Source organism: Nocardia sp. NPDC058518, from assembly GCF_042719655.1.
In the GTDB taxonomy this organism is placed as follows: Bacteria; Actinomycetota; Actinomycetes; order Mycobacteriales; family Mycobacteriaceae; genus Nocardia.
This window is the reverse complement of record NZ_JBHXNJ010000006.1, coordinates 249,662-274,615: the sequence shown is the minus strand read 5'-3', so window position 1 is coordinate 274,615 and position 24,954 is coordinate 249,662. Positions and strand designations below refer to the sequence as shown.

Genomic DNA, 24,954 nt, shown 5'->3' with positions numbered 1-24,954 from the left:
CCGGACATCCGCGCGCACCTGACCTGCCACATCCGCCATCGGTGAACCTGCTGTCGCCAAAATTGACAAGAAGGTATCTTCGCGGCCCGTCGGTTTTCGGGCGGCATCGCGAAGGGGCATACTCGAGATCCGTACGCGCTGACACCATTCCCCGCACCATCAGTTGCCGGAGGATCTCATGTCGTCTGCTGATCTCGTAATCCTGGGCACGGTCCTGACCGTCGACGAAGCGAACCCGACAGCAGAGGCGATCGCCGTTCGAGACGGGCGCATCGTGGCCGTCGGGAGTCGGTCCGAGGTCGAAGACTGGATCGGAACGGACACCCAGGTCGGAAACCTCGGCGACGGGTGCGTGATGCCGGGGTTGATCGAGGCACACGGTCACCCACTCATGGAGGCGATCGTTCTTTCCGACCGTATGGTCGACATCCGACCGGTCACCGTGCGCAATGCCGAGGATGTCGTTGCCGCCGTCCGAGACGCGGTGGCCGAGCGCGGCGACGACGGCGCGTACCTGATCGGCTGGGACGCGTTGTTGCAGGACGGTCTCCCCGCGCCGACGCTCGCGTGGCTCGACTCGATCGCTCCGGATACACCGCTGGTCATTGTGCACAACTCAGGACATCTGTGCTATTTCAACTCGGTTGCCGGTCGGCGAGCCGGGCTTACGCGCGACACCCCCGACCCGACGGGTGCCCGCTACGGCAGGAACGAGAACGGCGAACTCGACGGCACCGCTTACGAAACCGGCGCGGTATTCCCGCTGGTCCGATCCGCGATCGGCGACGAAGCGATGTACCCGTCGATGCTGCGCGCCGAATGTGCCCGGCTGAACGCAGCGGGATTGACCACGTGTTCGGAAATGGCCTTCACCCCGGCGTTCCGCTCAGTACTCGACGACATGCGTGATGCCGGTGCGTTGACTGTGCGGATCCGTACATACGAGGTTTCCAACCCCGCGCTGAAGACCGACATGGTCCCGGTCAACGGCGATGACATGGTTCGTCAGGTCGGCATCAAGATCTGGGTCGACGGGTCACCGTGGATCGGCAATATCGATCTGACCTTCCCCTATCTCGATACGCCGGACGTACGGACCATCGGCGTCACACCGGGCTCGTGCGGCCACGCGAACTACACCAAGGACCAATTGCGCGAGATCGTCGGCGCCTACTTCCCGCTCGGCTGGCCGATGGCCTGCCACGTGCAAGGAGACGCCGGTGTCGACACGATCCTCGACGTGTACGAGGAAGTGCTGCGGGAACATCCGCGCGAGGACCATCGGTTGCGCCTCGAACATGTCGGCGCGATGCGGCCCGACCAGTTCGAGCGAGCCGCGCGCCTGGGCGTGACCTGCAGTATCTTCGTCGACCAAGTGCACTACTGGGGCGACGTCATCGTCGACGGGTTGTTCGGCCCCGAACACGGGTCGCACTGGATGCCCGCAGGCACCGCCCTTGCTGCGGGCGTGCGGATTTCGTTCCACAACGATCCGCCGGTGACGCCCGAGGAGCCGCTGCGCAACATCAGCGTCGCGATCACCCGCATCACGCCGAGCGGCCGGGTAATCGGTCCCGAGGAGCGGGTCAGTGTCGACCAAGCGATCCGCGCGCAAACGATCGACGCCGCGTATCAGCTGTTCGCCGACGACATCATCGGCTCTCTCGAAGTCGGAAAGTACGCCGACATGGTGGTGCTTTCGGCCGATCCGCGCACAGTGCCGCCGGAAAAGATAGCCGATCTGGAGGTCCGCGCGACTTTCCTCGCCGGGCAGCAGGTGTACGGCCGAGCGCTCGTCACGCACTGAGAAACAGCGATGGCCTCGGTGGACTCCTCCGGGTCGGTGGTGCACGCACCGCAGGTGACCGGGCTCGCGGCAACGATGACAGTTGTCGCGATGGGGCTGGGGTTCAGCATCGCGAATGCGGATCCGACGATTCTTTCCGCCGACATCGCGCAGGTGCGTGCCGGTCTCGGAATGACCGGCAGCACAGCGAGTTTTGTCGCGAGTCTCGCGACGCTCACCCTTGCCGCCGCCGTTCTGGGTGCCGGTGCGCTCGGTGACCGCTTCGGTAAGAGGCGCCTGTTCGTCGTCGGCTTGCTCTCGACGATCGTGTTCAACCTGGTCGCGGCGGCCGCGCCCAACGCAGGGACGTTGATGGTCGCCCGCGCGGGCGCCGGTGTGGGCTTTGCCCTCCTGCTCGGGCTGTCGCTGGCGATCGTGAACGACGTGTTCCCTCCCGACCGGCGCGCAGGCGCGATCGCGTGGTATCTGGGAGCGGCGTTCGCCCTCTCGGCTCCGCAGCCTGCGATCGGGAGCATGCTCGCCGAGCACTTCGGCTGGCGTGCCGGATTCCTTGTCACGCCGGTGGTCGCGGTCCTAGCGCTGGTCATCACCCTGCGGTTCGTACCGGAGACTCTGCGCGCACAGCGCAAGCTCGATCTGGCGGGGCTCGCGCTCGTCGCGGCCGCGCTGCTCTGCACCGTCTACGGCATCTCGCGCCTCGCCGAAGGACTGAAGATCGGGACCATCGTCCCGCTCGCCATCGGTGCCCTCGCCGGCGCCGTATTCGGCTGGCGTGAATTGCACACGCCGACTCCCGCTGTGGATCTGCGCATTTTCGGTTCGACCCGGTTCACGGTCGCGGTCTGCGCCGGTGCCACGTACAACTTCCTCACCGGTGGATGCACGATTCTGTTCGCGTACTACCTCGTGACGATCCGCGGCGAGTCGCCGGCGATGCTGGGGCTACTCCTGGTGCCCGCGACGATCATGCAGGCGCTCGCAGCTACCGGTGCCGGTAAGGCAGCGGGTCGTTTCGGGGATCGAACCGTCCTCGTCACCGGGTTGGTGGTTCTGCTCGCCGGCTTGCTCGTCTTGACCGCTCTCGGCGAGCACACCCCGATGATCGTGCTGTTCGCGGCGGTCGCCCTCGTCTCCGTCGGCGGGGCGGTTGTCCAGACGCCACAGTCCACGATCATGATGAGCAGCGCGCCGGCCGATCTCGGTGGAGCGGTGTCGGCCGTGAAGTCCGCGACCGGCCAAGCCGCGTACTCACTCGGACCCACCCTGTTCGCGCTCATCGGCACGACGATGTTCCTTCAGGACGGGCGGGAAAAGCTCGCGCGCACTGACATCACGGAAGAACAGGCGCGAGAGGCGTTGCGCGTGGCGCACGGCGGGACGACCGCGGGCAGCGGTGGAACGAACGTCCTGGATCCGGAGCGAGCCCGGGCGGTTGTCGAAGGCGCAACCGAAAGCATGCTGGGCGCCATACACACGTTGGGCCTGGTCATGGCGTCGGTGCCGCTCGCAGCCATCGCAGTCGCGGTGATTCTGTTGCGGCCCGAGGAAAACGACGGATGAGGCCGCAACCCCGCATTGATTGCGCGAACCGAAACTGCTACATCACCCTGCGCGCAGCCTCATCCACTACTCACCGACGACGAGCGGTGATGAGCCAAGCGCGCGAGTCGAAGTACACGCCGCTGTCGGTCTGATGGTCGGCCAGGGTCTCGTGCAGCCGCGCACGGGCTCGCTCGGCTTTCGCGGGCTCGAGGTCGGCGAGGAAGGCTGTGAATCCGGTCAGGCGGAGCAGGTTGTCGTAGGCGGCCGCACTGTCGGGGCCGTAGTACACGGGCTCGTCGATGTCGGTGAATTCGATATCGGTGAAACCTGCTGTCGCCAACATGGATTCGGTGACGGCCTTGTCGGCGAGTGAGAACGGCCCGCGACCGGGCGTAGCTATCGCGGTGGCGAGGACGTCGCTGAACTCCGATGCCCATTCATTGCGGTCATGGCCTTGCCAGACCAGCCACGCGAGACGACCCCCGGGACGCAGTGCGCGCGCGATATTGGTGAACGCCGCGACCGGATCGGCGAAGAACATCACACCGAATCTGCTGATGCATATGTCGAAATACGCTGGCGGGAAAGGCTTTACCTGTGCGTCCGCGAGTTCGAAACTGATATTCGACGGCCCCTCGTCGTCGCTGATCCGACGCGCCTGTTCGAGCATCACCTCCGAGATATCGACCCCGACCGCACTCCCGTCGACGGCAGCACGGGCCGCCTCCCGCGTGGTCTGCCCTGTGCCACAACCGATGTCGAGCACGCGATCAGCGGCACCGAATCGCGCGGCGGCGAAAAAGTGCGCGTTGTGCAGACGTAGCTCGGCGTCGTACTCGAACAGATCCATTGTCGTCCTCCGGAAGCTGTGGCATCGGCGCGAGCCTGGGCGAGTGGCACGCACTCCGTCCATCTCACCATCGCGGCGACGTGACAGCGACGCGACGACCCGCCAGGATGGGTCGATGTCGACACGAGAACTCGTCGTCCTCGGCACAGCCGGTGCTGTGCCCACCCGCCGTCGCAACCACAACGGCTACCTCCTGCGCTGGGACGGGCAGGGCGTGCTGTTCGATCCCGGCGAGGGCACCCAGCGGCAGATGGCCCACGCCGGCGCGTCCGCGACCGAACTGAATTGGCTGTGCGTCACCCATTTCCACGGTGACCACTCGCTGGGCGTTCCCGGCATCGTGCAGCGGCTGGGTCGCGACGGAGTGCCCCATGATGTGCACGCCGTCTACCCCGCAGAGAGCGCCGAGTACTGGGAGCGACTGCGGTACGCGACGAGCTATTACGGCTCGCCCAGTCTCGTCGAGCACCCGGTGAGTGGCCCCGGCGAAACGCTGCAAGGCGATGGTTTCACCCTCACCGCACTCCCCCTCGACCACAGCATCCCCACCTACGGCTACCGCCTCGCCGAACCGGACAGCCGAACGTTTCTGCCGGAGAAACTGCGTGAGCACGGCATCTCCGGCGCCGCGATCCGCGAGCTGTCTGGACCACTACTGGCGGAATGCTCGGCACCGCGACCCGGCCAGAAGGTCGCCTTCGTCATGGATACTCGCCTGTGCGACAACATCTTCGAGCTCGCGGCCGACGTCGACATGCTGATCATCGAGTCCACTTTCCTCGACTCCGAGACAGATCAGGCGCACGAACGCGGCCACCTCACGGCCCGTCAGGCGGGCGAGGTAGCGCGCGCTTGCAGCGTGAAAACACTTGTGCTGACCCATTTTTCAGAGCGCTACACCGAGCGTGAGGATTACCTGTTCACCGAACAAGCAGCCTTTCCCGGCGCCGTCCTCGCCCACGATCTCGACCGCATCGCCCTCTCCGCACGACGCACGGACAGCTGAAGACAGCCGCAGCATGCCGCTGCGGCTGTCGGCGAATCCGTTAGAAGCCGAAGCTTCCGGTCGACGGAGTAGCGGTCGGAACCTTGACCGTGACCAGCTCCGAGAACGCGAACTCGGCGCCGTTGACGCAGCCACCGCGTGCGGTGATCGTGGTGCCGGGCTCGAGACCGTCGAGCGAGGTCACGACCGTCTTGCCGGGGTCGGCCAGCGATTCCGGTTGGCTGTCACCGAAGAAGACGTGGTTGTTCTCGGGGCCGACGCCCGCCTCGGCCCAGCACTGTCCCCGATCATTCGGGTTGCGCAGGGTGGCGGTGACGGTGCCCGCCGCGGTACCGGCGAAGCTGATCTCGGGTGCTACGAACGGCGTGGCCGCGCCCGCGGGCGCGACGGGACCGAATGCGACCACGGCGGCGGATACGGCCAGGAATGCTCCAGAAATTCGTCTGTTCATCACATGTTTGATGCTGCACGACAACAGATTCCGGCACAAGGACAGCGGTGCCCCAGCAATCGGGGGCTGGCGCCTCAGCGCTGACCCCGGCGCGCTTCGAGCGCATCCAGGATCAGATCCAGACCGAAACCGAACTCGCCCGAGTAGTCGTAGCCCGGTTGCAGGGCGTGGTCGACGATCATCTCGGTGAGATAGGGCAACTCGGCCGTCGGCAGGTTCGCGAGAATGCCGCCCGCGACATCCTCGACGTCCGCCGGCACGGACACGGGCAGGTTCGCCTCTTGCAGGACGAACCCGCCGACATAGCTGTCGATCAGCGAGACCGCGTGCGCGGCCATCGGCAGCGAAAACCCGGCCTCCCGAAGCACTCCCAGGACGGCATCGTGATGGCAGAGCGTCGCCGATCCCGGATTCCGCCGGGAATCCATCAGCCCGAGCGCCCAACTGTGTCGCGCCAGCACCGAACGCGCCGAGCCAGCCCGGCCCCGGATCGCATCCCGCCAATCAGCACAGTCCGCCTCGGGTAACTCGATCGCCGCGAACACCGCGTCGACAACGCCGTCGAGGATCGCGTCCTTGTTCGGCACATGGTTGTAGAGCGACATCGCCTCCACTCCCAACTCCTGTGCCACCCGCCGCATCGTGATGGCTTCGACTCCCCCACGGTCAGCGACCCGAATCGCGGCATCCAGCACACGATCGCGACTGAGCGGTTGCCGTACGGGCATGGGACCTCCTCGGTGACGAAAGTGTTGACAAGCTTACAGTTGTAAGTCAGCCTTACAGGTGTAAGCCACGCCCGGCCCGAACAAGGGAGCACCCCATGCCTATGCCGATCTGGTGGGGCCACATCAACAAGCGCCTCTTCAACCCCCGCGCCGTCGCAGGCGGAAAATGGCCGGTCCTCGTCCACACCGGCCGCACCTCGGGAGCGACCTACCGCACCCCACTCGATGCCCACCCCGTCGAGAGCGGCTACCTGTTCGTTCTCGTCTACGGATCGGCCTCGGATTGGGTGCAGAACATCCTGGCCGCCGGCAGCGCGCAACTGCGGATCGACGGCACCGAAATTGCCCTCACCGCACCACGCATCGTCGGGAAAGACGAAGCCTTCCAGGCACTTCCCGCGGACGTCGCCCGACCACCGAAGCTGCTCCGCATCACCGAGTTCCTCCGGATGGACCGGGTCGCGGACTGAGAACGCCTACTCGGTCGACACGTTGCGCTGCAGCGTGACATGCACAACCGCGTCTTCGCGCGCGACGAGCCGGTGCGGATCACCGCCGCTGATGTAGATCGTGGTTCCCGGTTCGAGGCGGTGCGCCTGCGTCGTCGCACCGGAGGTGACGTCCAGATCGATGACTCCGGACACGCAACTGATCAAGATCGGACCGGGGGCGCGGTGCTCCTCGAGCACCTGACCCTGCCGGAAGCTGATGCGCACCAGGGTTATTCCCGGTCCGTGCAGGATGCGCTGCGCGTTGGGCTGGTCGCCGTCTTTGGGCTGCCATGCGGTGGTGCCGGTGGCGATGGGGGTGCTGGTCTCGGTGGTCATGCGTTCGGCTTCCTGGCGACGACGGCGATGGCGACGAGGGCGCGCCGGTGGGTGTTGAAGGTGGCGCGCATGGCGAGGACGCGTTGCCTGGCCGAACGGTCGCGCAGCACATTGCGGACGATCCGGGCGGTACCGAGCAGGCCTTCGTCAGCGAGCACCCGGCGTGGTCGCAGCAGCGCCATCGGCGCGAAAGTGACTGTCTCGATCTCGAATCCGCCCGCGGTGAGCAGGTCGGTCCATTCCGCACGGGTGAGCGGCCGCGCGTTGACCTTGATGGAACGGGCGAGCGCCTTGCGGATCTCGGTCTTGATGCCGCCGTCGAGATCGTCCGGGGTCAGCGCGAGTTCGTGAATGGCGTAGCGCCCGCCCGGCCGGAGCACGCGGAACGCCTCGGCGATGATCGCGGACTTGTGCGGGTCGGTTTGCATCGTGAGCATCGCCTCGCCGATGACCGCGTCGGCCGAGCTCGCCGCCAGACCGGTGTCCGCGGCGTCCCCGGTGGTGACGGTCCCGGCGGTCCCGATCACCTCGGCGCTGCGGGCGGCAGCGGCGGCGTCGGCTTCGACGCCGCGATAGCTGGCCGGGACGCGGCCCAGGATGGCGGTAGCCGTTTTGCCCAGACCAGGGGCGAGTTCGACCACGTCCGCGCCGGGCAGGTGCGCGGCGTCGAGCATGCGTTCGGTCAGCTCGATCCCACCCGGGCGCAGCACGCGTTTGCCGAGGCGGGCGAGCAGCCAGTGTCCGGGGATGTGCGCGGAGTCGCGGTGGTCGAAGGGCAGTGGGGTATTCACAGGCGTGTTCCCGTCGGTTCGGCCGCGGGATGCGGCAGTCCTACAATCAAGCGAGAAGTGATGTCGTCAGGTGGTCGTCGCCGGACCGGATCGGCGCCGGTCATGGCGCGAGAGGAGCGCCGATGGTCAGCACACCCCGGCAGCGGGACAGAGTGTTCGCGCTGGTGCGTGATTCCCTCGAACCGTTGGACGCGCCGGTCGTGAGCCAGGCGCTCGGCATCCACATCACCACGGCGCGCTTTCATCTGAACGCGCTGATCGATGCGGGCCGGGTGGAGGGCACGTGGCTGCCGTCGGAGACGGTGGGTCGTCCACGCAAGGGCTATGTGGCGGTCGGCACCGATCCCACCGCGCCGGTACTGGCCGCCCTGCTGGCACAGCTGGGCGACACCACCGAGGCCCGGCGCGCGAAAGCCGCTGCGGCGGGACGAATGTGGGCCGACACCCTGACCGATGTCGGTGAGCCGACCACCGACCTGCCCGATCCGGTCACGGTCGTGACCACGACGCTGACCCGGCTCGGCTTCCAGGTGTCCTCGGCGGTGTCGAGTTTCGGCACCCACGAGATCCAGATGTGCAACTGCCCGCTGCGGCGCATCGCGCGCGATGCGCCCGAGATCGTGATCGGTCTCCAGCAGGGGATGATCGAGCGGATTCTCGAGCGGAATTCGCCCGCGCTGGCTTCGCAATTCGCGGTCGAGGTCCGACCCGACACCAACGGCGACTGCGGTGTCACCCTGCGGCTGAGCACCAGGTCGACACAGTCGGCGCCGCTCGCGCGCTGAGCCCTGCGCTGCCACTCTCACCACCCTTCCCGATGCTCGCCCGGATCCCGATGATCCGCGGCCGACCTTATTTAAATGAATCTTGACCGATGCCGTAAGGCTAGGCTAACTTACTGCCATCAACTGGGATTTTGCCAGAAATCTGGAGTGTAACTCCGGTCACCCGATGGAGTGAATAAATGATCACCAGCACGATCCTCAGGAGTGTCGGCGCGCTCGCCGCCATCGCCGCGACGGTCCTGGTGACCGCCCCGACCGCGGCGGCCGACCCTGGCAGCTTCCGTATCACCAGCGAGGTTCCCAGCCTGGCCGAACTCAACGAGCAGGTCCGGTTCCTGGTCGAGACAGGGGCGTCCGACGAGGCCAAGGCCGTGAATCTGGAGGGCGGCGCCAACGCGGTCGTCGTGCCGCGCACCGTCTACAACCTGGGCCTGTTCCGCGCACCGCTGGGCTGGAACGAGGTGACCGGGCCCGAAACCCACAGCGGCAACGAGCACACCGCGATCCTGCACTCGAGCTCCGCCGGACGCCCGAGCATCACCATGAAGGTGACGTGGAAGCGCATCGACGGCACCTGGAAATTGGCCAACAACTCGCTGTGCGCCGGCGTGAAGACCGTGGGCCTGCCGATCCCCTGCAACTTCTGACGGTGCTGGGGCAATGATCGAAATACGTGGCCTCACCGTGCGATACGCGAACGTCACGGTGCTCGAGGTTCCCGAGTTGACGGTGCCCGACGCGGCGGTGACCTACCTGCTCGGGCTCAACGGCACCGGCAAATCCACGCTGCTGCGCTGCGTCTGCGGAATCATCGGGCCCGCCACCGGCACCATCGAAGTCGACGGCACCGCCGTGCGGTCCGGTCGCGCCACCCCGGCCGGGCTCGGCATGCATCTCGATCATCGGGCCTTCGACCCCCGGCATACCGCCCGCAGACATCTGCGCTGGATCGCCCGCGCCCGTGGGCTCCCGGCGAGTCGAGTCGACGACGTGCTGCACACCACCGACCTGACCGAGGTCGCCGACCGCAGGCTGGAGCAGTATTCGCTCGGCATGCTCCAGCGGGTCGGCATCGCCGCCGCCCTGCTGTCCTCGCCGCGGACCATCCTGCTCGACGAACCACTCAACGGCCTCGATATCGCGGGGATCCACTGGATGCGCGGGCTGCTGCGCGAGCTCGCCGACGCCGGCACCTGCGTGCTGGTGACCTCCCACCTGCTCGACGAAGCCGAGCGCAATGCCGATCGCGTCGTCGTTCTCGGTGCCGGTCGGGTCCTCGCGGACGCACCACTACCCCAGCTCCTCGACGATCACGGCGGCGGCCGACTCGAGGACGCGTACCTGAGCATCACCGGGGCAGCCCTCGTGAAGGAAACGCAGCTATGACCACCCCGCTGGCCCGCGGTATCGCGGCAGAGTGGACGCGGACCAGCGGACGGAGCTTTCTGTGGACGGTCGCCGTTCCGCTGACGATCGCCCTGCCGCTGCTGATCACCTTCGGAATCGCCACTGTCGCAGAACGATTCGCCGCCATCCCCGGACAGTTGCAGGTGACCTCGGTCAGCACCACCAACGCCGTCTACTGGGTGATCACGCTCGCGACCGGCATCATGATGGTGACGGCCGCCTTCGCCCACGCCACCCAATTGCGCGGAAACATCCGCGACCTCAACGCTTTTCTGTTCCCCCGGACGTGGACCGCCGCCCTGGCGCGATGGATCTTCTACGGCGCTATCGCCGCGGTCTCGACCGTCGTGCTGCTCACCCTCGTCCTGACCGTGCTCCCGAGCTTGTTTCCCCAGGTCTACGGACAGGTGCGCATCGACGACCCGGCCGGTCTGCGTTTCCTGTGGACCGTCCCGATCTACGCCTTCGCCGCCTGCGGCATCGGGATCGCGGCCGGATCGGTGATCCGCACCCCACCCGCGGCGATCGCCGCCCTGCTGTTCTGGGTATATGTGGGCGAGAACTCGATCAGCCTGCTCCCCAACGGCTACACCCTGCAGGGCTACGCACCGTTTCTCAACGCGGTCGCCGCCACCGGCCAGGAACTGGCCTTCCTCCCGCGCTTCGGCCGCAACGGTTCCCTCGCCTACTTCCTCGCGGTCACCGTGGCGATCTTCGTGATCGCCCTCTTGGCAGGGCAGCGGAATCGTCGCCGGTGGTGAGCGCGGATCGAAGTACTATCTGCGCCCGCAGGTAGTACGTCCCGCGCAGCCCCGGACCAGCAGGTCAGCCCACGTCCCGTCGCAACCAGGTGACTTCCGCGCCCACACAATCGGTTCCCTGCCGGTACGCCTCGAGGTCCTCATCCCATGGCGCTCCGAGCGCTAGGTCGAGTTCGGTGGAGAGGTCGAAGGTTCCGTGGACGTCGAGTTCTTTGGCGGCTTGGAGTAAGGCGCGTAATCGCATTTCGCCCAGCATCACGTCGCCGTTGGCGCCGGTGGAACCGTGCCAGAGACCGAGGGCGGGGACGAAACTGTAGCGTTCGCCGTCGACGCCTTCGCTCGGGTCCTCGGTGACTTCGAAGCGCAGGACCGGCCAGGTGCGCAATGATTGGGCAATCCGGGCCGCGGTGCCGACCGGGCCGATCCAGTCGCTGCTGGCGCGGAGTTGTCCGTCGGCCGGTTGGGTGTTCCAGCGCAATTTCGCGGGCGACGAGAGTGCGGTGGACAGCGCCCATTCCACGTGAGGGCACAACGCGGCGGGCGATGAGTGGATGTAGACCACACCCGCCGTCGCGTCAGCGAACTGACTCGATGCGCGCACTTACCAACACCTCCAGCCTCGACAAGGAACGTCTTCCCCAACGGCCCGTCGTGGTCTGGTGTGGCACGAGTGTACTGAAGTGTGCGGTGTTGCACGTGTTACTTTACTGCGTGTTATGTGTCTCTGCGATAACGGAATCGCTGAATTTCGGCCACGCTGTTCTGGCCCAGTCACCGAAATTCTCGTCGCTCAACGCGATTGTCGCCACTCCGATTTCCGGGTCGACCCAGAGGAACGTGCCGGACTGACCGAAGTGCCCGTAGGTACGGGCGGAATTGGCTGAGCCCGTCCAGTGCGGGGTTTTCCCGTCGCGGATTTCGAATCCCAATCCCCAGTCGTTGGGTCGCTGGGAGCCGTATCCGGGCAGGACCCCGTCGCGGTCGGGGAATTGCACCGAGGTCGCGTCGTCCAGGGTTTGCCGAGATATCAATTGAGGTGTCAGCAACTCGGTGGCGAATAGCGTGAGGTCGGCGAGGGAGGCGCTGCCCGCGTGGCCGGCGGAACCGTCGAGGACCGCCGTGGACATGCCGAGCGGCTCGAAGACCGCCTCGCGCAGATATCGCGGAAATTCGATACCGGTCTGGTCGGTGAGAAAATCGGCGAGCAGTTCGAAGCCCGCGCTCGAGTAGATCCGGCGGGCGCCGGGTGCGGCGAGAACCTCAGGAGTAGCGAACGCGACGCCCGAGGTGTGGGCGAGCAGATGCCGCACGGTCGAGCCGGGTGGACCCGCCGGCTGGTCGAGTTCGACCGCCCCTTCCTCGAGCGCCACGAGCGTGGCATAGGCGACGAGCGGTTTGGTGACCGAGGCGAGCCGGAACACCCGCTCGGTGTCGCCGATGGTCGACGCACCGTCGGCGGTGACCACGGCGGCGGCGGCATTCTTGACCGGCCAGTGCTGAACCTGCTGCAACGATCGCATATCGGCAGCGTACGAGACGCGGCTACGATCGAGGACACCATGAGTCCCGCACCATCTATCCACGGCGACGTGGCGGCCGGTTTCGGCCCCGTCGCCGACGCCTTCCGCCGCAACTTCACCGATCACGGCGAGATCGGTGCCGCCGTCGCCGTCTACTCCGGCGACGAGCCTTTGGTCGACCTGTGGGCGGGCCATCGAGACCGCAAACGCGAGGTGGCGTGGGAGCGCGACACGATCGTGCCGGTGTTCTCCTCGTCGAAGGGGATGTCGGCGTTCACCATCGCGACGGCGGTGTCGCGGGGGCTGCTCGACTACGAGGCGCCGGTGGCGAAGTACTGGCCGGAGTTCGGCGCGCACGGCAAGGAGCGGATCACCGTGCGTCAGCTGATCGATCATCAGGCCGGGCTGTCCGGGCTGGACCGGATCGTGAGACTGCGGGAACTGATCGATCGCGACGCCCTCGGCGAGCTGCTCGCCGCGCAGAAACCGGCATGGGCGCCCGGCACCCGGCACGGTTATCACGCGCTGACGCTGGGGCTGTATCAGAGCGAATTGCTGCGGCGGGTGGATCCGGCGGGCCGTAGCCTCGGGCGGTTCTTCGCCGAGGAGATCGCAGGCCCGGTCGGCGCCGAGCTGTTCATCGGACTGCCAGAGACCGAACCGATGGAACGGGTCGCCCAGCTCTCGGCGACCAAGGGCTTGGACATCTGGCGCTACGAGCGCCGCGATCTGCCGCTGCGCATCGGCGGTGAGGTCTACGCCAAGCGCGGATATTCCTATGCGGCACTGACCAATCCGCGCCCGGGTGCCCCCGCACGTGCCGCGCGGCGGGAGTTCCTCGAAATCGAATGGCCCGGCATGAACGGTGTCGGCAATGCCCGCGCGCTGGCGAAGGTCTACGGCGCCGCGGCGGGCCGCACCGGCGCGCTGCCGATCAGCGACGATGTTCTCGACCTGCTCGCCGCCGCCGACACTGCCGACGATGTGCCCGCCGATGACCTGGTCCTGCACACCAAGAGCCGCTACCACCTCGGTTTCCGCAAATCGCGCGGCACTTTCCGCTTCGGCTCGGACAAACGCGCCTATGGCACCACCGGTTTGGGTGGCTCGTTCGGATTCGCCGACCCGGCAACCGGATTGGGCTTCGGTTACAGCATGAACCGCCTCGGCATGGCGATTCTCGACGATGTGCGCAGCCGCAACCTGCGCGAGGTCGTCGTGCGGTGCGCCGCCTGACCAGGTCTCCCGGCGCCGCCGAAGATCACCACGCTCTCGGCGAAGTGTTTCGGGAGAAATGAGAGCGTGGTGACCTCGATCAGTGCGCGGTGACGCCGGTGAGCTCGTTCGGCGTGCCCGCCAGTGTGGTGGTGGCGGTGACGTTTCCGGCGGCCAGGTCGACGCGGTGCACCTGCTTGGACGCGGGGTCGCTCACGTAGGCGATGCCGTCGCGGACGAACAGGGCCGGGCGGGCAGCTTGCCAGTCGAGCGGTTCCTGCCAGTTGCCGATCACCGGGATGGTGCGAACCACCTGGCCCGCGACGGGATCGATCACGTGGATCTTGCCGTCGGTGCCGAGCACCAGCGCCTCGCCCTGCGGGCCACGGGCCAGCGAGCGGAAGGTGTAGCTGGTGCCGATGTCGACCAGGCGCAGTGTCGCGTCGGTGGTGTTCACCAGCGAAATCTGCTGCGGGCGTTCCAGTTCGGCGTCCTTGTCCTGCTTGAAGTCGCCGAGCACGATCGGTGACGCCTCGCTGCCCGACATATTGCCGATCCGGCCGTACGGCGTCGGGCTGGTGACCTTGGTGATCTTGCCGTCGCGGTAGACGACGGCGCCGGTCTGGCAGCCGATCACCACCGCCTCCCCCTGAGCGGCAGCTTCGCCGTGCACACCGGGGCAGTCCTCGTTGCGGGTGAGCTCCTTGCGTCCCTTGTCCAGCGCGACGACGCCGACCCGCTTGTCCGCGGTGCCGAGGGTGAGCACCAGATTCCCGTTGCTCAACTCGATCGCGACGCCGTGGTGCGGCGCGGCTGCCTTGTACACCTCCGTCGGCTTACCGCTGTCGATCTGCGCGGTATCGAGAATGGTGACCTCACCGGACCCGTCGGCGAACAGCACCGTCTTGCCCGCGTGCCGGACCACGTGGCCCGGTTTGACGGCGGGGAACTGGGTTCCGGTGAACGCGGCATCGTAGGCGTCGAAGAGGCGGAAGCCGTCCTTGGTCGACACCATCAGATGGTCGTCGTCCCCGACCGGATTGAGCCGGTTGTAGCCGTCGATCTTCACATCGGCCCGCTGGGCCAGTGACGCGCCGTCGAGGACGTAGATCCCGCCGTCGTAGGTGAGGGCGATCGGTTCGGCACCCGGCGTGTGCTGATGGCCGTGGCCGGAATCGTCTGTGCCACAACCGCTCAGCGCCACCACCGAGGCGAGGACCCCGGACATGGCCACCATCGTGGTGGTCCGTGACCTGTTCATGTAATGCTCCATCTCTTGTGCGTGAATTACGTTGTCGGCCCGGACAGGCCACGGGCGATGGCCTCGGTATTGACGCGGGCCATCTCCAGATAGGTGCCCGCACCGCCACCGGGCGGGGTGAGTGACTCGGTGTGCAGGGCGATCACCTGCACCTGCAATCCGGTGTGTTCGGCGAGAACGCGCGAAAGCCGGTCGGGCTGTGACGAATCGGCGAAGATCGCGCTCACCCCGGCGGTCCTGATCGCGGTCGCGAGGTCGTCGAGATCGGAGGCACTCGGCGAGGCGAGGGTGGTGCCGCTGGGGATCACCGCGCCGATCACCCGGAAGCCGAATCGCTGTGCGAGATAACCGAAGACGTGATGGTCGGTGACCAACTGCCTGCGCTCGGGCGGGACGGCGGCGAACCGCTCGGTCATCCACCGGTCCAGCTCGTCGAGTTCGCCGAGGTAGCGCTGCGTATTCGCCCGCACCGCACCGGCATCGATGCCGTCGACCCGGGCGAGCACCTCGGCGCTGATCGCCTCGACGGCCATACGCACCCGACGCGGATCGGTCCAGAAGTGCGGATCGGGTTGTCCCGCCGACTCATCGGAGGTGTACGCGATCGGATTCACCCGCTCGGCGACAGCCAGAGTGGGCACCCCGGCCGTTGCCGAGGACTCCACATGCCGCGCCACGCCTTCTTCCAGCCCGAGCCCGTTGTGCACCACCAGCGCGGCGCGCTCGATCCCGGCCGCCTGACGAGCGGAGATAGCGAACGAATGTGGATCGGCCCCCGCCTGCATCAACACCGTCACCGGCACCGTGTCACCGACGACGGCCCGGGTCAGATCGCCGAGAATATTGGTGGTCACCACGATCCCGGAACGCTCGGCCCCGCTACTGCACGCACTCACCAGCGGCACGAGCAGGGCAACCGCGATGAACAGCTGGACGGCCCGGCGGATCGTCCCACTGCTCCCCTTCGCGGTTCGACGAATGTCGTCGCGGGTCACCGGCAGCAGGATCGGCGAGATGGCAATCGCCCACCGTCGGCGCCAGGGCAGAACGTGAGATGTGTGTGCGCGCTTCACAGGCCTGTCTCCACCATCAGCGAGGGCGCGATGTCCAGCGAGAACGTGCGCGCGACGCGGAGGTTGTCGTTGTAGGCGATCTCGTGGACGATGCGCGCCCGAGAGTCGTTGATATAGGCGCGCTCCGGGTCGACGCAGATCACCGGATGGCCTTCGACAGGTCCTGCGATCAGCGGGGTACGCGCTGTCTCCGTGCCGGTTACGGGGTCGATCCCGTGCAGCACGCCATCACGGGTGAGAACCAGCAGCGACGATCCCTCGCCCGCGGTGTTCACCGCGACCGGATCGGCGATCGGCGTTCGCGTCCAGGTCTTCTTCCTGATGTCGAGCGTCCAGACTGCGTCGCGGCCTGCGATCGCGGTCAAGGTGGTGCTGCCGGGGCGGTGGGTGAACGCGCTCGCGCGCTCGGATGCCTGCACCGGGTAGGGAATCTTCTCGGCGACGAAAGCGCCGTCCCGCTGCGCCACCACGAGTGCTCCGTCGGCACAACCGAAAACAACTCCGCGCCTGGTCACGGCCTGCCCCTTCGGCTGCGGACACGCGGCGGACTGCACCTGCCCCGCCGCACCGTCACGCCCGCGCACCTCGACCCGACCCGAGTTGTCGGCGACGACGATCCGCTCGGCATACGGCACCGCGATGCCGTCGACCCGGCGTTGCGCCTCGGCGACACCGCCGTCCAGCACGCCACGGTCGAACAAGATCGTCGCACCGGAGCCGAGCACGACCGAGGCGACGGCGGCGTCGCTGTACGCGCCGACGACCTCGGCACCACCCGCTCCGACAAGCGCACTTCCGGCGCCGGACCCGCCACCTCCCGGCTCCCTTGTCGCTGTACCCCCATCGCCCACGGCGACCGCGCCGACCTCCCGGATCGGCGCCCGGTAGTAGTGCCGGTGGTCGCCGTGGTCGACGGTCCATGCCCCGCTGTCCACGACCTGTACCGACGCACCCGCGCTCAGGTACGCGAAGCGCCCGTCAGCAACAACGCCAGCGGTCGGGACCCGCTGGTCGCCACCGCTCGGCGACGGCGAAGGACGTCCTGACGCGCTCGGATCCGGTTGCGCTCGATCACTTTCCGGCCCCACTGGGCCGATCGGCGTGACCTCCTCGGTCAGCAGATCGATCACCCGCACCGCCCCGGCCATATCGGCGACAACCACTCGCGTCTGGGCCTCGCTCATCTCCTCCGCACCGGCGACGAACCCGTGCGGCGCCGCCTCCTCGACAACCGGCAGCTCCCCCGCCCCACAGCCGACCAGCGGTACAGCGGCAAGCGCGACCACGCCCACCCTGCCGACCCGCTCCCGCAGCGCGGAAACGATCGCGGACAGGAAGAACGAGCCGACAGCGACCGCCGCGATGGTCGCCCCGGCGGCGGTCCCCGCATGCCACGAAATGACCAGTCCCCCAACGGTGGACAGCCCACCGATCAGCGCCGCGACCGCCATCACCACCGGCACCCGGTTCGACCAGAACACCGCGGCGGCGGGCGGCGCGATCAGCAATCCGAAGACCAGCAGCGTCCCCACCACATGAAACGACGCCACGATCGCCACTGTCACCAACCCCACCAGCGCCGCGTGCGCCACCTTCGGATGCAGCCCGAGGGTGTGCGCCTTGCGCGGATCGAAGGTGAGCGCCACGAACGCGCGATGGCCGAGCACCGCCACCACCAGCGCGATGCCAAGGGCCGCAACGAGATACCACAGGTCGACCGCACGCACGGCCAGCACATCGCCGAACAGGAACCCGGTCAGATCCACCGCGAACGACTGCGAACGCGACACGATGATCACCCCGGCCGCGAGCATCCCGACGAACAACAGCCCGATCGCGGTATCCGGCGCGAAACGCCTGCCACGGCTCAGCACCGACACCCCGGCAGCCATGGCGGCGCAACTGACCGCGGCGCCGATCATCAGGTTCCCCCCGAGCAACGCCGCGACCGCGACGCCGGGCAGCATCCCGTGCGCCATCGCGTCGCCGAGAAATGCCATGCCGCGCACCACCACCCAGGTTCCGGCGAGGGCGCACACGCACGACACGAGCAGCCCACCCCACAGCGCGCGTTGCACGAAAGCCACCTCGAACGGGGCGAACAGCCATTCCATAGCGCGAGACGATATACTGAAAATGATTATCGTTTCAATTGAGGTGAGATGCAGCACACAGATGACGCAGCAATCCGGATCGAGCACCTGAGTGCCGGTTACGCCCGGAAACCCGTGCTCCGCGAGGTGACCGCCACGATCCCGCGCGGGCAGGTGACCGCGATCGTCGGACCCAACGGCTCGGGAAAATCGACCCTGCTCGGCGTCCTCGCCGGAACCGTGGCGGCGCAACAGGGGACGGTGCATCGGGCCACCACCGGGCGTCCCGCCTTCGTGGTGCAGCACACGGCGATTCCACCGACCCTGCCCATCACCGTGCGGGAAGTGGTCGCGATGGGACGCTGGGCGCACCGCGGACCGTGGCGGCGAATGACCGGTGCGGATCGCGAGATCGCGCGCACCTGCCTGGAAAGAATGGAGCTCACCGACTTGGCGACTCGGCGGCTCGACACCCTGTCCGGCGGACAACGCCAGCGCACCCTGCTCGCGCAGGCCTTGGCGCAGCAGTCCGATCTACTACTGCTCGACGAACCGGCTGCGGGCTTGGACGAGACCTCGCAGGCCGAGATCTCCCGGGCCCTGGCGCAGATCAGCGCGGCCGGGGTGACCGTCGTGCAGGCCACTCATGACCTCGACGAGGCGAGCAGGGCAGACCACTGCCTGCTCCTGCGAGACGGTCGGCTGAAGGCCGCGGGTCATCCGGAGAAAGTCCTGGTCAGAGCCTAGGGTCGAGAACATGACCGAGAAACCCGACTCCGTCGACGCCTACCTGGCGGCCCAGCCGTCGGCAGAACGTGCTGTCCTGCAGCAGATCCGTGAAACGATCCACCGCGCGGTGCCCGATGCGGGCGAGAAGATCAGCTACGCCATCCCGGCCGCCACCATCGACGGCCGGGTGTTCATCTTCTTCGCGGGCTGGAAGGCCCACGTGAGCGTGTACCCCGTCCCCGACGGGGACGAGGCGCTCGACAAGGCCATCGAGCCCTACAACTCGGGTCGTGGCACCTTGAAATTTCCGCTCGGCGAACCGATTCCGTACGACCTGATCGCCCGGGTCGCGGTCCGCCTCGCCGAGCGGGCAGGAAAGAGCTGACTACCAGTCGGCTTCGGTGTAGCGGATGATCCCGCGAATGTTCTTGCCGTCCAGCATGTCCTGGTAGCCCTGGTTGATCTCTTCGAGCGAGTAGCTGCGGGTGACCATGTCGTCGAGATTGAGCTGGCCCGCCTTGTACAGCGAGAGCAGTCGCGGCGCGTCCTGGCGGGCGTTGCCGCCACCGAAGATGGTGCCCTTCACCGTCTTCTGCAACATCGACAGCAGGAAGCTGTTCATCTTGACGTCGCTCGCGTCCATCCGGCCCATCGAGGTGACGACGAGAGTGCCCGCCTTGCCGGTGAGGATCAGACCCTCTTCGACGTAGTCGCCGTGCATCTCACCCATGGTGAGGATGACCTTCTCGGCCATCCGCCCTTCGGTGGCCTCGATCATCGGCATGATCGCGGCGGCCATGCTCTCGTAGGTGTGGGTGGCGCCGAACTTCTGCGCCTGCTCCCGCTTCCACGGATTCGGGTCGATGGCGATGACCTTCGACGCACCGGAGAGCACAGCGCCCTGCAGCGCGCTCATACCGACGCCGCCGATGCCCGCGATCACCACGGTCTCGCCCGGCTCCACCTGCGCCACGTGGGTCGCGGAACCGAATCCGGTCGGCACACCACAGCCGACGAGGCAGGCCACCTCGAACGGGATGGTGGGGTCGATCTTCACCACGGAGGTGTGGTGCACCGTCATGTACGGGGCGAACGTGCCGAGCAGGCACATCGGGATGACGTTCTCGCCACGCGCCTGGATGCGGTAGGTGCCGTCCGAAATCGCCTGGCCCATCAGCAGTCCCGCACCCAGGTCGCACAGCGCCATGTTGCCCGCGACGCACGAGGGACAGCGCCCGCAGGCGGGGATGAACGACAGGATGACGTGGTCGCCCACGGCCAGGTCGGCCGGAGTGTTCGGGCCGAGCTTGGTGATCACACCCGCGCCCTCGTGCCCGCCCATCACGGGGTAGGACGGCATCGGCGTCGCGCCGGTGACGATGTGATGGTCGGAGTGGCACATGCCCGCCGTTTCCATCCGGATCTGCACTTCACCGGCGACGGGGTCGCCGACCTCGATCTCCTCGACCGACCATTGCTGATCGGTGCCCCACAGGATCGCGCCCTTCGTCTTCATGCCGGTAGACCTCTCGCCAAGCTCGTGCCTCGTTGTGACTGCACTCACCCTAGCGACAAATCCCCGATTTCTGAAACACGTTCTAGAAAAATTTCGATTGTTTTCTATCCGCGCACGTCATGGACGTGATGCACGAGGTCGTGCAGGAAGTACCGCCCCAGCGAGGTGACCGTGAACAGCGATCCGTCGCTGCGCGCACCCCGCAGGTCGAGCCGATCCGACGGCACCGAGGCGAACGCGGCGGCCACCCGATCAGCGGCTGCGGTCAATTCCCGTGCGACGACTGCGGGGTCCTGTTCGCCGTAGCGGTCGGCAACCGCGGTCGCGTCCTGATCCCAGTTCTCGAACCGCGGCGCCTCGACACCGTCACCGGCCAGCATCAGCGCGAGCCTGGTGTCGAAGATCCGGCACACATCGCGCACGTGCGCGCCGTATTCGAGAACGGACCAGGTCCGCTCGTCCGGACGCACCCGCGCGCCGTCGCGTTCGAGCGCCGAGCCGAGCCGGGTGGCGCTTTCGAGGACGCGCTCGGGGATGGCCGGGTACGCGGTGTTCTCGGCGTCGAATCCACACTCGGCGCAGGCACGTTCGAGGACCCAGGTCCAGTTCTTGGTGTCGGGGACGATCATGGAAGTCAGCCTAGGGTGTCCGCTTCTTGTGCTCCATTAATATCCAGCCAACTATCGCCGAGATCCGGGCATCATTCGGCGAGCTGGTTCGCTTGTTCGAACAGTTCCAGCGTCACCGCGTGCAGGAAGTCGCCGACCGGTTTGGGTGCCTTGCCCGCGAACGCCCGCGCGTAGGTGCCCTCGAGGACGATGCCCAGCTTGAAGCAGGCCAGCACGGTGTACCAGGTGACCGCGCTCAGGTCGCGGTCGGAGAACTTGCCGTAGTGCTCGACCATCTCCGCCGCGCTCGGCAGGCCACCGACGGTACCGAGGGTGCCCATCAGGCCCGCGCCGACGGTGCCGGGTTCGGGTCGGGTCGCCAGCTGCCAGCCGAGGTCGAGCAGTGGGTCGCCGATGGTCGACATCTCCCAGTCGACCATCGCCGCCACCTCGGGACCGTCGTAGTCGAACATCATGTTCGCCAGGTGGCAGTCGCCGTGCATGATGCCGGGCATCCAGTCCGTCGGCCGGTGACGTTCGAGCCAGTCACCGATCCGCTCGACACCGGGGATCTGCGGGCCGGGGTAGCCCGCGTTGGTGTTGTAGGAGTCGAGCTCGCGCAGCCAGCGCGGTACCTGACGTTCGAGGAAACCCGCGGGGCGGCCGTAGTCGTCGAGGCCGAGCGCCTGGTAGTCGAGAGCGCCGAGCCTGGCGATGGCCTCGACCGCGGACAGGCCCATCTGGCGTCGGATCTCGGGATCGCCGGCGTGCAGGGCGGGCAGTTCGGTCTGCGGGTTGAAGCCGCGGATGGGTTCCATCAGGTAGAACACCGCGCCGATCACCGACTCGTCGTCGCAGGCGGCGATCACCCGCGGCGAACGCACCTCGGTCGCGGCGATCGCGGCGAGCAGTCGCGATTCCCGGCCGATCACTTCGTTGCTCTTGGCGCGCAGATGCTTGGGCCCGCGCCGCAGCACGTACTCGCGCCCGCCCCGGGTGAAGCGCAGCATCACGTTCTGCGTGCCGCCACCGAGCGTGGTGACCGCGTCGAATTCCGCGCCGGGCAAGCCCTGTTCGTCCATCCACCGCCCGATCGCCGCGAAATCGGCGATCGCCGGGTCAACATCGACAGGTTGAGAAACAGCCATGCCGCACATTGTGCCCCGCCATCGGTGGGGACTGCGCTGGAATGAGTACGCGCGCGCCCGGCGTAATGTCTCTGCCACGATGCGCACGCTCTTGATCGACAACTACGACTCGTTCACCTACAACCTCTATCAGCTGATCAGCGAGGTCAACGGGAGCGAGCCGACCGTCGTGCGCAACGACGAGGCCGAGGGCTCCCTGAACCTGGATCACTTCGACAATGTGGTGATCTCGCCCGGACCGGGCCGTCCGGACCGCGCCCGTGACATGGGGGTGTCGACGGCGCTGATCGCGCACACCGAACTGCCGCTGCTCGGTGTGTGCCTCGGCCATCAGGGGATCGTGCTCGGCGCGGGTGGGACGGTGGAGCGCGCGCCGCAGGCCAGGCACGGTTTTCTCGATCAGGTGACCCACAACGATCGGGACCTGTTCGCCGGTCTGCCGCAGGGCTTCACCGTGGTGCGCTACCACTCGCTCGCGGCCCAAGACCCGCTGCCCGCGAGGCTCGAGGTGACCGCGTCGACCAGCGACGGGGTGATCATGGGGGTGCGTCATCGCGAGCGGCCGCAGTGGGGTGTGCAGTTCCATCCAGAGTCGGTGTCGAGCGAATTCGGTGCTGCGCTGCTGCGCAACTTCGCCGACCTCACCAAAGCGCGCGCGCAAGTCGGCGCGCCTGTGGTCGTGCGCGGACCCGCAGTCGTGGCGCCCGCTTCACCCGAGCGTTCATTTCGCTTGCAGCACAGGGTGATCGAGCGGGCGATCGACACGGAAGCGATCTTCCTGCGTCGCTGTGCCGACGCTCCGATCGCGTTCTGGCTCGACAGCGAGCACGTCGAACCAGGACTGGACCGGTTCTCCTTTCTCGGTGACGCGCGCGGGCCGCATGCCGAAATCGTGGGCTACCGGGTCGGCGACGGCTCCGTCACCGTGACGGACGTCGAGGGCAGCCGGACCGTCGCCGGCACGGTCCTGGACTATCTCGACCGCGAACTCCGGGCCCGGCACTGCGAAATACCGCCACTGCCCTTCGACTTCGCGGGCGGCTACGTCGGCTATCTCGGCTACGAAGTGAAGGCCGACTGCGGTGGCCGCAACGCCCACCGCTCCTCTACTCCCGATGCCCAGTGGATTTTCGCCGACCGGCTGATCGTCGTCGACCACGAGGCAGGACGAACCCACCTGCTCGCCCTGAGCGAACCCGCTACCGAGCAGGACGCCGAGCAGTGGCTGCGCGAGACTTCCGATGCCCTCGACGATCTCCCGACCTGGGCCAATCCCGCCGACCTGCCCGTGCCCGCCGATCCCGACGCCGTGCAGGCGCATCTGGTGCGTGGCCGCGACCGCTATCTGGCCGATATCGCGGTCTGTCAGGACCGGCTGCACGCGGGCGAGTCCTACGAGATCTGTCTCACCGACGCGGTGGCCGTCGCCGCCGCGCCCGATGACGGGCTCGCTGTCTACCGGCGACTGCGCCGCTGCAATCCCGCACCGTACGCCGCCTACCTGCGCTTCGACGGCCTGGATGTGGCGTGCTCGTCGCCGGAACGGTTTCTCGAGATCGACCGCGACCGGGTGGTCGAGAGCAAGCCGATCAAAGGCACCGCCCCGCGCGGACGGACCGCCGACGAGGACGAGAGCCTGCGTCGCGCACTGGCCGACGACCCGAAGACCCGTGCCGAGAACCTGATGATCGTCGACCTGCTGCGCAACGACCTCGGTCGCGTCTGTGAGGTCGGCTCGGTGCACGTCCCGAAGCTGATGGACACCGAAACCTATTCCACCCTGCACCAATTGGTGTCGACCGTGCGCGGGACCCTGCGCCCCGACGCCGGTGTGATCGACTGTCTGCGCGCCTGCTTCCCCGGCGGTTCGATGACCGGCGCGCCGAAGCTGCGGACCATGGAGATTCTCGACGAACTGGAAACCGAAGCGCGCGGCATCTATTCGGGAACCATCGGCTTCCTCGGCCTCGGTGGCACCGCCGACCTCAATATCGTCATCCGCACGGCCGTGCGCTACGACGACGAGTGGCGGATCGGCGCGGGCGGCGCGATCGTCCTGGATTCCGATCCCGAGGACGAGTACGCGGAGATGGTGCTCAAGGCGGCAGCGACGTTCCGGGCACTGACGCCCGGAACGTGAGTGTCACCGCCGGCGGCGGCCGCGCTTGTCCGGCTCCGGTTCCGGCGCGGGTTCCTCGCCCCCACGCCCGGTGATCCGCCCGAGCAGCCCGACACCGGGCAGCTTCGCCACCGCGCCGAACACGTCCTCACCCAGGGAGATCATCGCCTCGAGCCGCGGCAGCAACCGGTCGTAGGTGGCGAACACCGGATCAGCCAGCGCCAAGGTCCGATCGAGCCGATCGATGGTGCTGTTGAGCCGATCGACCGCGATCGACAGGTTCTCCACCAGATCCGGCAACTGCGCGGCCAACTGCGCCGAAGCGGGCGGCAACCGAACCGCCGCGTCGAAGGCATACCCCGCCGTCTGCTGAGCGGCATCGATGGCCTGCCCCGCCGCGGTCTGCGCGGCCCCCACCGCCGCCTGAGCCGCCGACAACAAATCCGCCCCCGGCACCTTCCGCGCCTGCGCCGCCGGAGCAGCCTCCTGCGCGCGCCCCCGTTTCCTCGGGTTCGTCATGACACCACTGTGCCGCAAGGACGACACAGACGCAGGGATGAGCACCCCCGCACCGCCTCGTGTCACAGCCCGAGGTCCGCCATGACCCGCTCCCAGCCCCGTACCCCTGACCCCTGGGGAGGGCGGCCACGAAGTGGCCGGGGCGCGGCCGGGGCGCCGGGGAGACGCCCGTGGGTAGGGCAGCGCTGCGGGAGGCAC

The 24,954-nt window shown here is 67.4% G+C and carries 26 protein-coding genes; 12 read left to right on the top strand and 14 right to left on the bottom strand.

Annotated features, from left to right (window positions below; genetic code table 11):
* Positions 1 to 178: 178 nt before the first annotated feature.
* Both ACFWPX_RS14030 and ACFWPX_RS14025 read left to right on the top strand, forming a co-directional pair.
* A complete protein-coding gene (locus tag ACFWPX_RS14030; protein ID WP_378927736.1) occupies positions 179 to 1,807 on the top strand; it encodes an amidohydrolase in 1,629 nt (542 codons plus the stop codon).
* Positions 1,808 to 1,816: 9 nt separating this feature from the next.
* A complete protein-coding gene (locus ACFWPX_RS14025; RefSeq protein ID WP_378927735.1) occupies positions 1,817 to 3,367 on the top strand; it encodes an MFS transporter in 1,551 nt (516 codons plus the stop codon).
* Positions 3,368 to 3,437: 70 nt separating this feature from the next.
* Here the strand turns inward: ACFWPX_RS14025 and ACFWPX_RS14020 are convergent, their stop codons facing one another.
* Positions 3,438 to 4,199 (bottom strand): class I SAM-dependent methyltransferase, encoded by a 762-nt coding sequence (locus tag ACFWPX_RS14020; protein ID WP_378927734.1) that lies wholly within the window; start codon positions 4,197 to 4,199, stop codon positions 3,438 to 3,440.
* A 115-nt stretch (positions 4,200 to 4,314) separates the two neighbouring features.
* Here ACFWPX_RS14020 and ACFWPX_RS14015 point away from each other — a divergent pair, with 115 nt between their 5' ends.
* Positions 4,315 to 5,205 (top strand): ribonuclease Z, encoded by an 891-nt coding sequence (locus tag ACFWPX_RS14015; RefSeq protein WP_378927733.1) that lies wholly within the window; start codon positions 4,315 to 4,317, stop codon positions 5,203 to 5,205.
* Between the two features lie 40 nt (positions 5,206 to 5,245).
* On the opposite strand, the gene ACFWPX_RS14010 is transcribed toward ACFWPX_RS14015, so the two are convergent.
* Together ACFWPX_RS14010 and ACFWPX_RS14005 are read right to left on the bottom strand one after the other, a co-directional pair.
* Entirely contained in the window at positions 5,246 to 5,656 is a 411-nt protein-coding gene (locus tag ACFWPX_RS14010) for a hypothetical protein (RefSeq protein ID WP_378927732.1), read from the bottom strand.
* Between the two features lie 74 nt (positions 5,657 to 5,730).
* Entirely contained in the window at positions 5,731 to 6,384 is a 654-nt protein-coding gene (locus tag ACFWPX_RS14005) for a TetR/AcrR family transcriptional regulator C-terminal domain-containing protein (RefSeq protein ID WP_378927731.1), read from the bottom strand.
* Between the two features lie 95 nt (positions 6,385 to 6,479).
* Between ACFWPX_RS14005 and ACFWPX_RS14000 the strand changes: the two genes are divergently transcribed.
* Positions 6,480 to 6,854 (top strand): nitroreductase family deazaflavin-dependent oxidoreductase, encoded by a 375-nt coding sequence (locus tag ACFWPX_RS14000; RefSeq protein WP_378927730.1) that lies wholly within the window; start codon positions 6,480 to 6,482, stop codon positions 6,852 to 6,854.
* 6 nt (positions 6,855 to 6,860) lie between these two features.
* On the opposite strand, the gene ACFWPX_RS13995 is transcribed toward ACFWPX_RS14000, so the two are convergent.
* Entirely contained in the window at positions 6,861 to 7,211 is a 351-nt protein-coding gene (locus ACFWPX_RS13995) for an XRE family transcriptional regulator (protein ID WP_378927729.1), read from the bottom strand.
* The gene (locus tag ACFWPX_RS13990) at positions 7,208 to 8,002 is read right to left on the bottom strand and encodes a methyltransferase domain-containing protein (RefSeq protein ID WP_378927728.1); all 795 of its coding nucleotides are present in this window, start codon (positions 8,000 to 8,002) and stop codon (positions 7,208 to 7,210) included. The genes ACFWPX_RS13995 and ACFWPX_RS13990 overlap by 4 nt, the downstream gene beginning before the upstream one ends.
* Positions 8,003 to 8,124: 122 nt before the next feature.
* Here ACFWPX_RS13990 and ACFWPX_RS13985 point away from each other — a divergent pair, with 122 nt between their 5' ends.
* From ACFWPX_RS13985 to ACFWPX_RS13970, 4 genes are all read left to right on the top strand, one after another.
* Positions 8,125 to 8,787 (top strand): transcriptional regulator, encoded by a 663-nt coding sequence (locus ACFWPX_RS13985; protein ID WP_378927727.1) that lies wholly within the window; start codon positions 8,125 to 8,127, stop codon positions 8,785 to 8,787.
* 179 nt (positions 8,788 to 8,966) lie between these two features.
* Entirely contained in the window at positions 8,967 to 9,434 is a 468-nt protein-coding gene (locus ACFWPX_RS13980; RefSeq protein WP_378927726.1) for a hypothetical protein, read from the top strand.
* A gap of 13 nt (positions 9,435 to 9,447) precedes the next feature.
* Entirely contained in the window at positions 9,448 to 10,173 is a 726-nt protein-coding gene (locus ACFWPX_RS13975; protein WP_378927725.1) for an ABC transporter ATP-binding protein, read from the top strand.
* Positions 10,170 to 10,955 (top strand): ABC transporter permease, encoded by a 786-nt coding sequence (locus ACFWPX_RS13970; RefSeq protein WP_378927724.1) that lies wholly within the window; start codon positions 10,170 to 10,172, stop codon positions 10,953 to 10,955. Before ACFWPX_RS13975 ends, ACFWPX_RS13970 begins: the two co-directional genes overlap by 4 nt.
* Before the next feature lie 64 nt (positions 10,956 to 11,019).
* Here ACFWPX_RS13970 and ACFWPX_RS13965 read toward each other — a convergent pair whose 3' ends face one another.
* Positions 11,020 to 11,556 carry a DUF3145 domain-containing protein gene (locus ACFWPX_RS13965; protein ID WP_378927723.1) on the bottom strand — a complete coding sequence of 179 codons (537 nt, stop codon included), beginning with the start codon at positions 11,554 to 11,556 and terminating at the stop codon, positions 11,020 to 11,022.
* 103 nt (positions 11,557 to 11,659) lie between these two features.
* Positions 11,660 to 12,475, bottom strand: a complete 816-nt coding sequence (locus tag ACFWPX_RS13960; protein ID WP_378927722.1) for a serine hydrolase domain-containing protein — start codon at positions 12,473 to 12,475, stop codon at positions 11,660 to 11,662.
* A 39-nt stretch (positions 12,476 to 12,514) separates the two neighbouring features.
* Between ACFWPX_RS13960 and ACFWPX_RS13955 the strand changes: the two genes are divergently transcribed.
* The gene (locus ACFWPX_RS13955) at positions 12,515 to 13,711 is read left to right on the top strand and encodes a serine hydrolase domain-containing protein (RefSeq protein ID WP_378927721.1); all 1,197 of its coding nucleotides are present in this window, start codon (positions 12,515 to 12,517) and stop codon (positions 13,709 to 13,711) included.
* 79 nt (positions 13,712 to 13,790) lie between these two features.
* Here the strand turns inward: ACFWPX_RS13955 and aztD are convergent, their stop codons facing one another.
* From aztD to aztB, 3 genes are all read right to left on the bottom strand, one after another.
* Positions 13,791 to 14,951 carry a zinc metallochaperone AztD gene (aztD, locus tag ACFWPX_RS13950; RefSeq protein ID WP_378927720.1) on the bottom strand — a complete coding sequence of 387 codons (1,161 nt, stop codon included), beginning with the start codon at positions 14,949 to 14,951 and terminating at the stop codon, positions 13,791 to 13,793.
* Positions 14,952 to 14,977: 26 nt separating this feature from the next.
* Positions 14,978 to 15,850 (bottom strand): zinc ABC transporter substrate-binding protein AztC, encoded by an 873-nt coding sequence (gene aztC / locus ACFWPX_RS13945; protein WP_378927823.1) that lies wholly within the window; start codon positions 15,848 to 15,850, stop codon positions 14,978 to 14,980.
* Positions 15,851 to 16,020: 170 nt separating this feature from the next.
* Positions 16,021 to 18,138, bottom strand: coding sequence for a zinc ABC transporter permease AztB (gene aztB / locus ACFWPX_RS13940; RefSeq protein ID WP_378927719.1), 2,118 nt, complete (start codon positions 18,136 to 18,138; stop codon positions 16,021 to 16,023).
* 48 nt (positions 18,139 to 18,186) lie between these two features.
* Here aztB and aztA point away from each other — a divergent pair, with 48 nt between their 5' ends.
* On the top strand, positions 18,187 to 18,864 hold the full coding sequence (aztA, locus tag ACFWPX_RS13935; RefSeq protein ID WP_378927718.1) for a zinc ABC transporter ATP-binding protein AztA: 678 nt from the start codon (positions 18,187 to 18,189) through the stop codon (positions 18,862 to 18,864).
* A gap of 10 nt (positions 18,865 to 18,874) precedes the next feature.
* Entirely contained in the window at positions 18,875 to 19,231 is a 357-nt protein-coding gene (locus ACFWPX_RS13930; protein ID WP_378927717.1) for an iron chaperone, read from the top strand.
* Here ACFWPX_RS13930 and ACFWPX_RS13925 read toward each other — a convergent pair whose 3' ends face one another.
* The 3 genes from ACFWPX_RS13925 to ACFWPX_RS13915 form a co-directional block, all read right to left on the bottom strand.
* Positions 19,232 to 20,362: an NDMA-dependent alcohol dehydrogenase gene (locus ACFWPX_RS13925; protein ID WP_378927716.1), complete on the bottom strand. Its 1,131-nt coding sequence runs from the start codon at positions 20,360 to 20,362 to the stop codon at positions 19,232 to 19,234.
* 104 nt (positions 20,363 to 20,466) lie between these two features.
* Positions 20,467 to 20,991, bottom strand: coding sequence for a DinB family protein (locus ACFWPX_RS13920; RefSeq protein WP_378927715.1), 525 nt, complete (start codon positions 20,989 to 20,991; stop codon positions 20,467 to 20,469).
* A gap of 71 nt (positions 20,992 to 21,062) precedes the next feature.
* Positions 21,063 to 22,127, bottom strand: coding sequence for a phosphotransferase family protein (locus ACFWPX_RS13915; RefSeq protein ID WP_378927714.1), 1,065 nt, complete (start codon positions 22,125 to 22,127; stop codon positions 21,063 to 21,065).
* Between the two features lie 70 nt (positions 22,128 to 22,197).
* On the opposite strand from ACFWPX_RS13915, the gene pabB reads away from it, so the two are divergent.
* On the top strand, positions 22,198 to 24,258 hold the full coding sequence (gene pabB / locus ACFWPX_RS13910) for an aminodeoxychorismate synthase component I (protein WP_378927713.1): 2,061 nt from the start codon (positions 22,198 to 22,200) through the stop codon (positions 24,256 to 24,258).
* Between the two features lie 3 nt (positions 24,259 to 24,261).
* Here the strand turns inward: pabB and ACFWPX_RS13905 are convergent, their stop codons facing one another.
* Positions 24,262 to 24,756, bottom strand: a complete 495-nt coding sequence (locus tag ACFWPX_RS13905) for a hypothetical protein (protein WP_378919141.1) — start codon at positions 24,754 to 24,756, stop codon at positions 24,262 to 24,264.
* Positions 24,757 to 24,954 lie beyond the last annotated feature (198 nt).

Excerpts from the sequence above, each read along its gene's own strand:
- ACFWPX_RS14030 (WP_378927736.1), top strand. The coding sequence starts at position 179 with ATGTCGTCTGCTGATCTCGTAATCCTGGGCACGGTCCTGACCGTCGAC.
- ACFWPX_RS14025 (WP_378927735.1), top strand. The coding sequence starts at position 1,817 with ATGGCCTCGGTGGACTCCTCCGGGTCGGTGGTGCACGCACCGCAGGTG.
- ACFWPX_RS14020 (WP_378927734.1), bottom strand. The coding sequence starts at position 4,199 with ATGGATCTGTTCGAGTACGACGCCGAGCTACGTCTGCACAACGCGCAC.
- ACFWPX_RS14015 (WP_378927733.1), top strand. The coding sequence starts at position 4,315 with ATGTCGACACGAGAACTCGTCGTCCTCGGCACAGCCGGTGCTGTGCCC.
- ACFWPX_RS14010 (WP_378927732.1), bottom strand. The coding sequence starts at position 5,656 with ATGAACAGACGAATTTCTGGAGCATTCCTGGCCGTATCCGCCGCCGTG.
- ACFWPX_RS14005 (WP_378927731.1), bottom strand. The coding sequence starts at position 6,384 with ATGCCCGTACGGCAACCGCTCAGTCGCGATCGTGTGCTGGATGCCGCG.
- ACFWPX_RS14000 (WP_378927730.1), top strand. The coding sequence starts at position 6,480 with ATGCCTATGCCGATCTGGTGGGGCCACATCAACAAGCGCCTCTTCAAC.
- ACFWPX_RS13995 (WP_378927729.1), bottom strand. The coding sequence starts at position 7,211 with ATGACCACCGAGACCAGCACCCCCATCGCCACCGGCACCACCGCATGG.
- ACFWPX_RS13985 (WP_378927727.1), top strand. The coding sequence starts at position 8,125 with ATGGTCAGCACACCCCGGCAGCGGGACAGAGTGTTCGCGCTGGTGCGT.
- ACFWPX_RS13980 (WP_378927726.1), top strand. The coding sequence starts at position 8,967 with ATGATCACCAGCACGATCCTCAGGAGTGTCGGCGCGCTCGCCGCCATC.
- ACFWPX_RS13975 (WP_378927725.1), top strand. The coding sequence starts at position 9,448 with ATGATCGAAATACGTGGCCTCACCGTGCGATACGCGAACGTCACGGTG.
- ACFWPX_RS13970 (WP_378927724.1), top strand. The coding sequence starts at position 10,170 with ATGACCACCCCGCTGGCCCGCGGTATCGCGGCAGAGTGGACGCGGACC.
- ACFWPX_RS13960 (WP_378927722.1), bottom strand. The coding sequence starts at position 12,475 with ATGCGATCGTTGCAGCAGGTTCAGCACTGGCCGGTCAAGAATGCCGCC.
- ACFWPX_RS13955 (WP_378927721.1), top strand. The coding sequence starts at position 12,515 with ATGAGTCCCGCACCATCTATCCACGGCGACGTGGCGGCCGGTTTCGGC.
- aztD (WP_378927720.1), bottom strand. The coding sequence starts at position 14,951 with ATGAACAGGTCACGGACCACCACGATGGTGGCCATGTCCGGGGTCCTC.
- aztB (WP_378927719.1), bottom strand. The coding sequence starts at position 18,138 with ATGGAATGGCTGTTCGCCCCGTTCGAGGTGGCTTTCGTGCAACGCGCG.
- aztA (WP_378927718.1), top strand. The coding sequence starts at position 18,187 with ATGCAGCACACAGATGACGCAGCAATCCGGATCGAGCACCTGAGTGCC.
- ACFWPX_RS13930 (WP_378927717.1), top strand. The coding sequence starts at position 18,875 with ATGACCGAGAAACCCGACTCCGTCGACGCCTACCTGGCGGCCCAGCCG.
- ACFWPX_RS13925 (WP_378927716.1), bottom strand. The coding sequence starts at position 20,362 with ATGAAGACGAAGGGCGCGATCCTGTGGGGCACCGATCAGCAATGGTCG.
- ACFWPX_RS13920 (WP_378927715.1), bottom strand. The coding sequence starts at position 20,991 with ATGATCGTCCCCGACACCAAGAACTGGACCTGGGTCCTCGAACGTGCC.
- ACFWPX_RS13915 (WP_378927714.1), bottom strand. The coding sequence starts at position 22,127 with ATGTGCGGCATGGCTGTTTCTCAACCTGTCGATGTTGACCCGGCGATC.
- pabB (WP_378927713.1), top strand. The coding sequence starts at position 22,198 with ATGCGCACGCTCTTGATCGACAACTACGACTCGTTCACCTACAACCTC.
- ACFWPX_RS13905 (WP_378919141.1), bottom strand. The coding sequence starts at position 24,756 with ATGACGAACCCGAGGAAACGGGGGCGCGCGCAGGAGGCTGCTCCGGCG.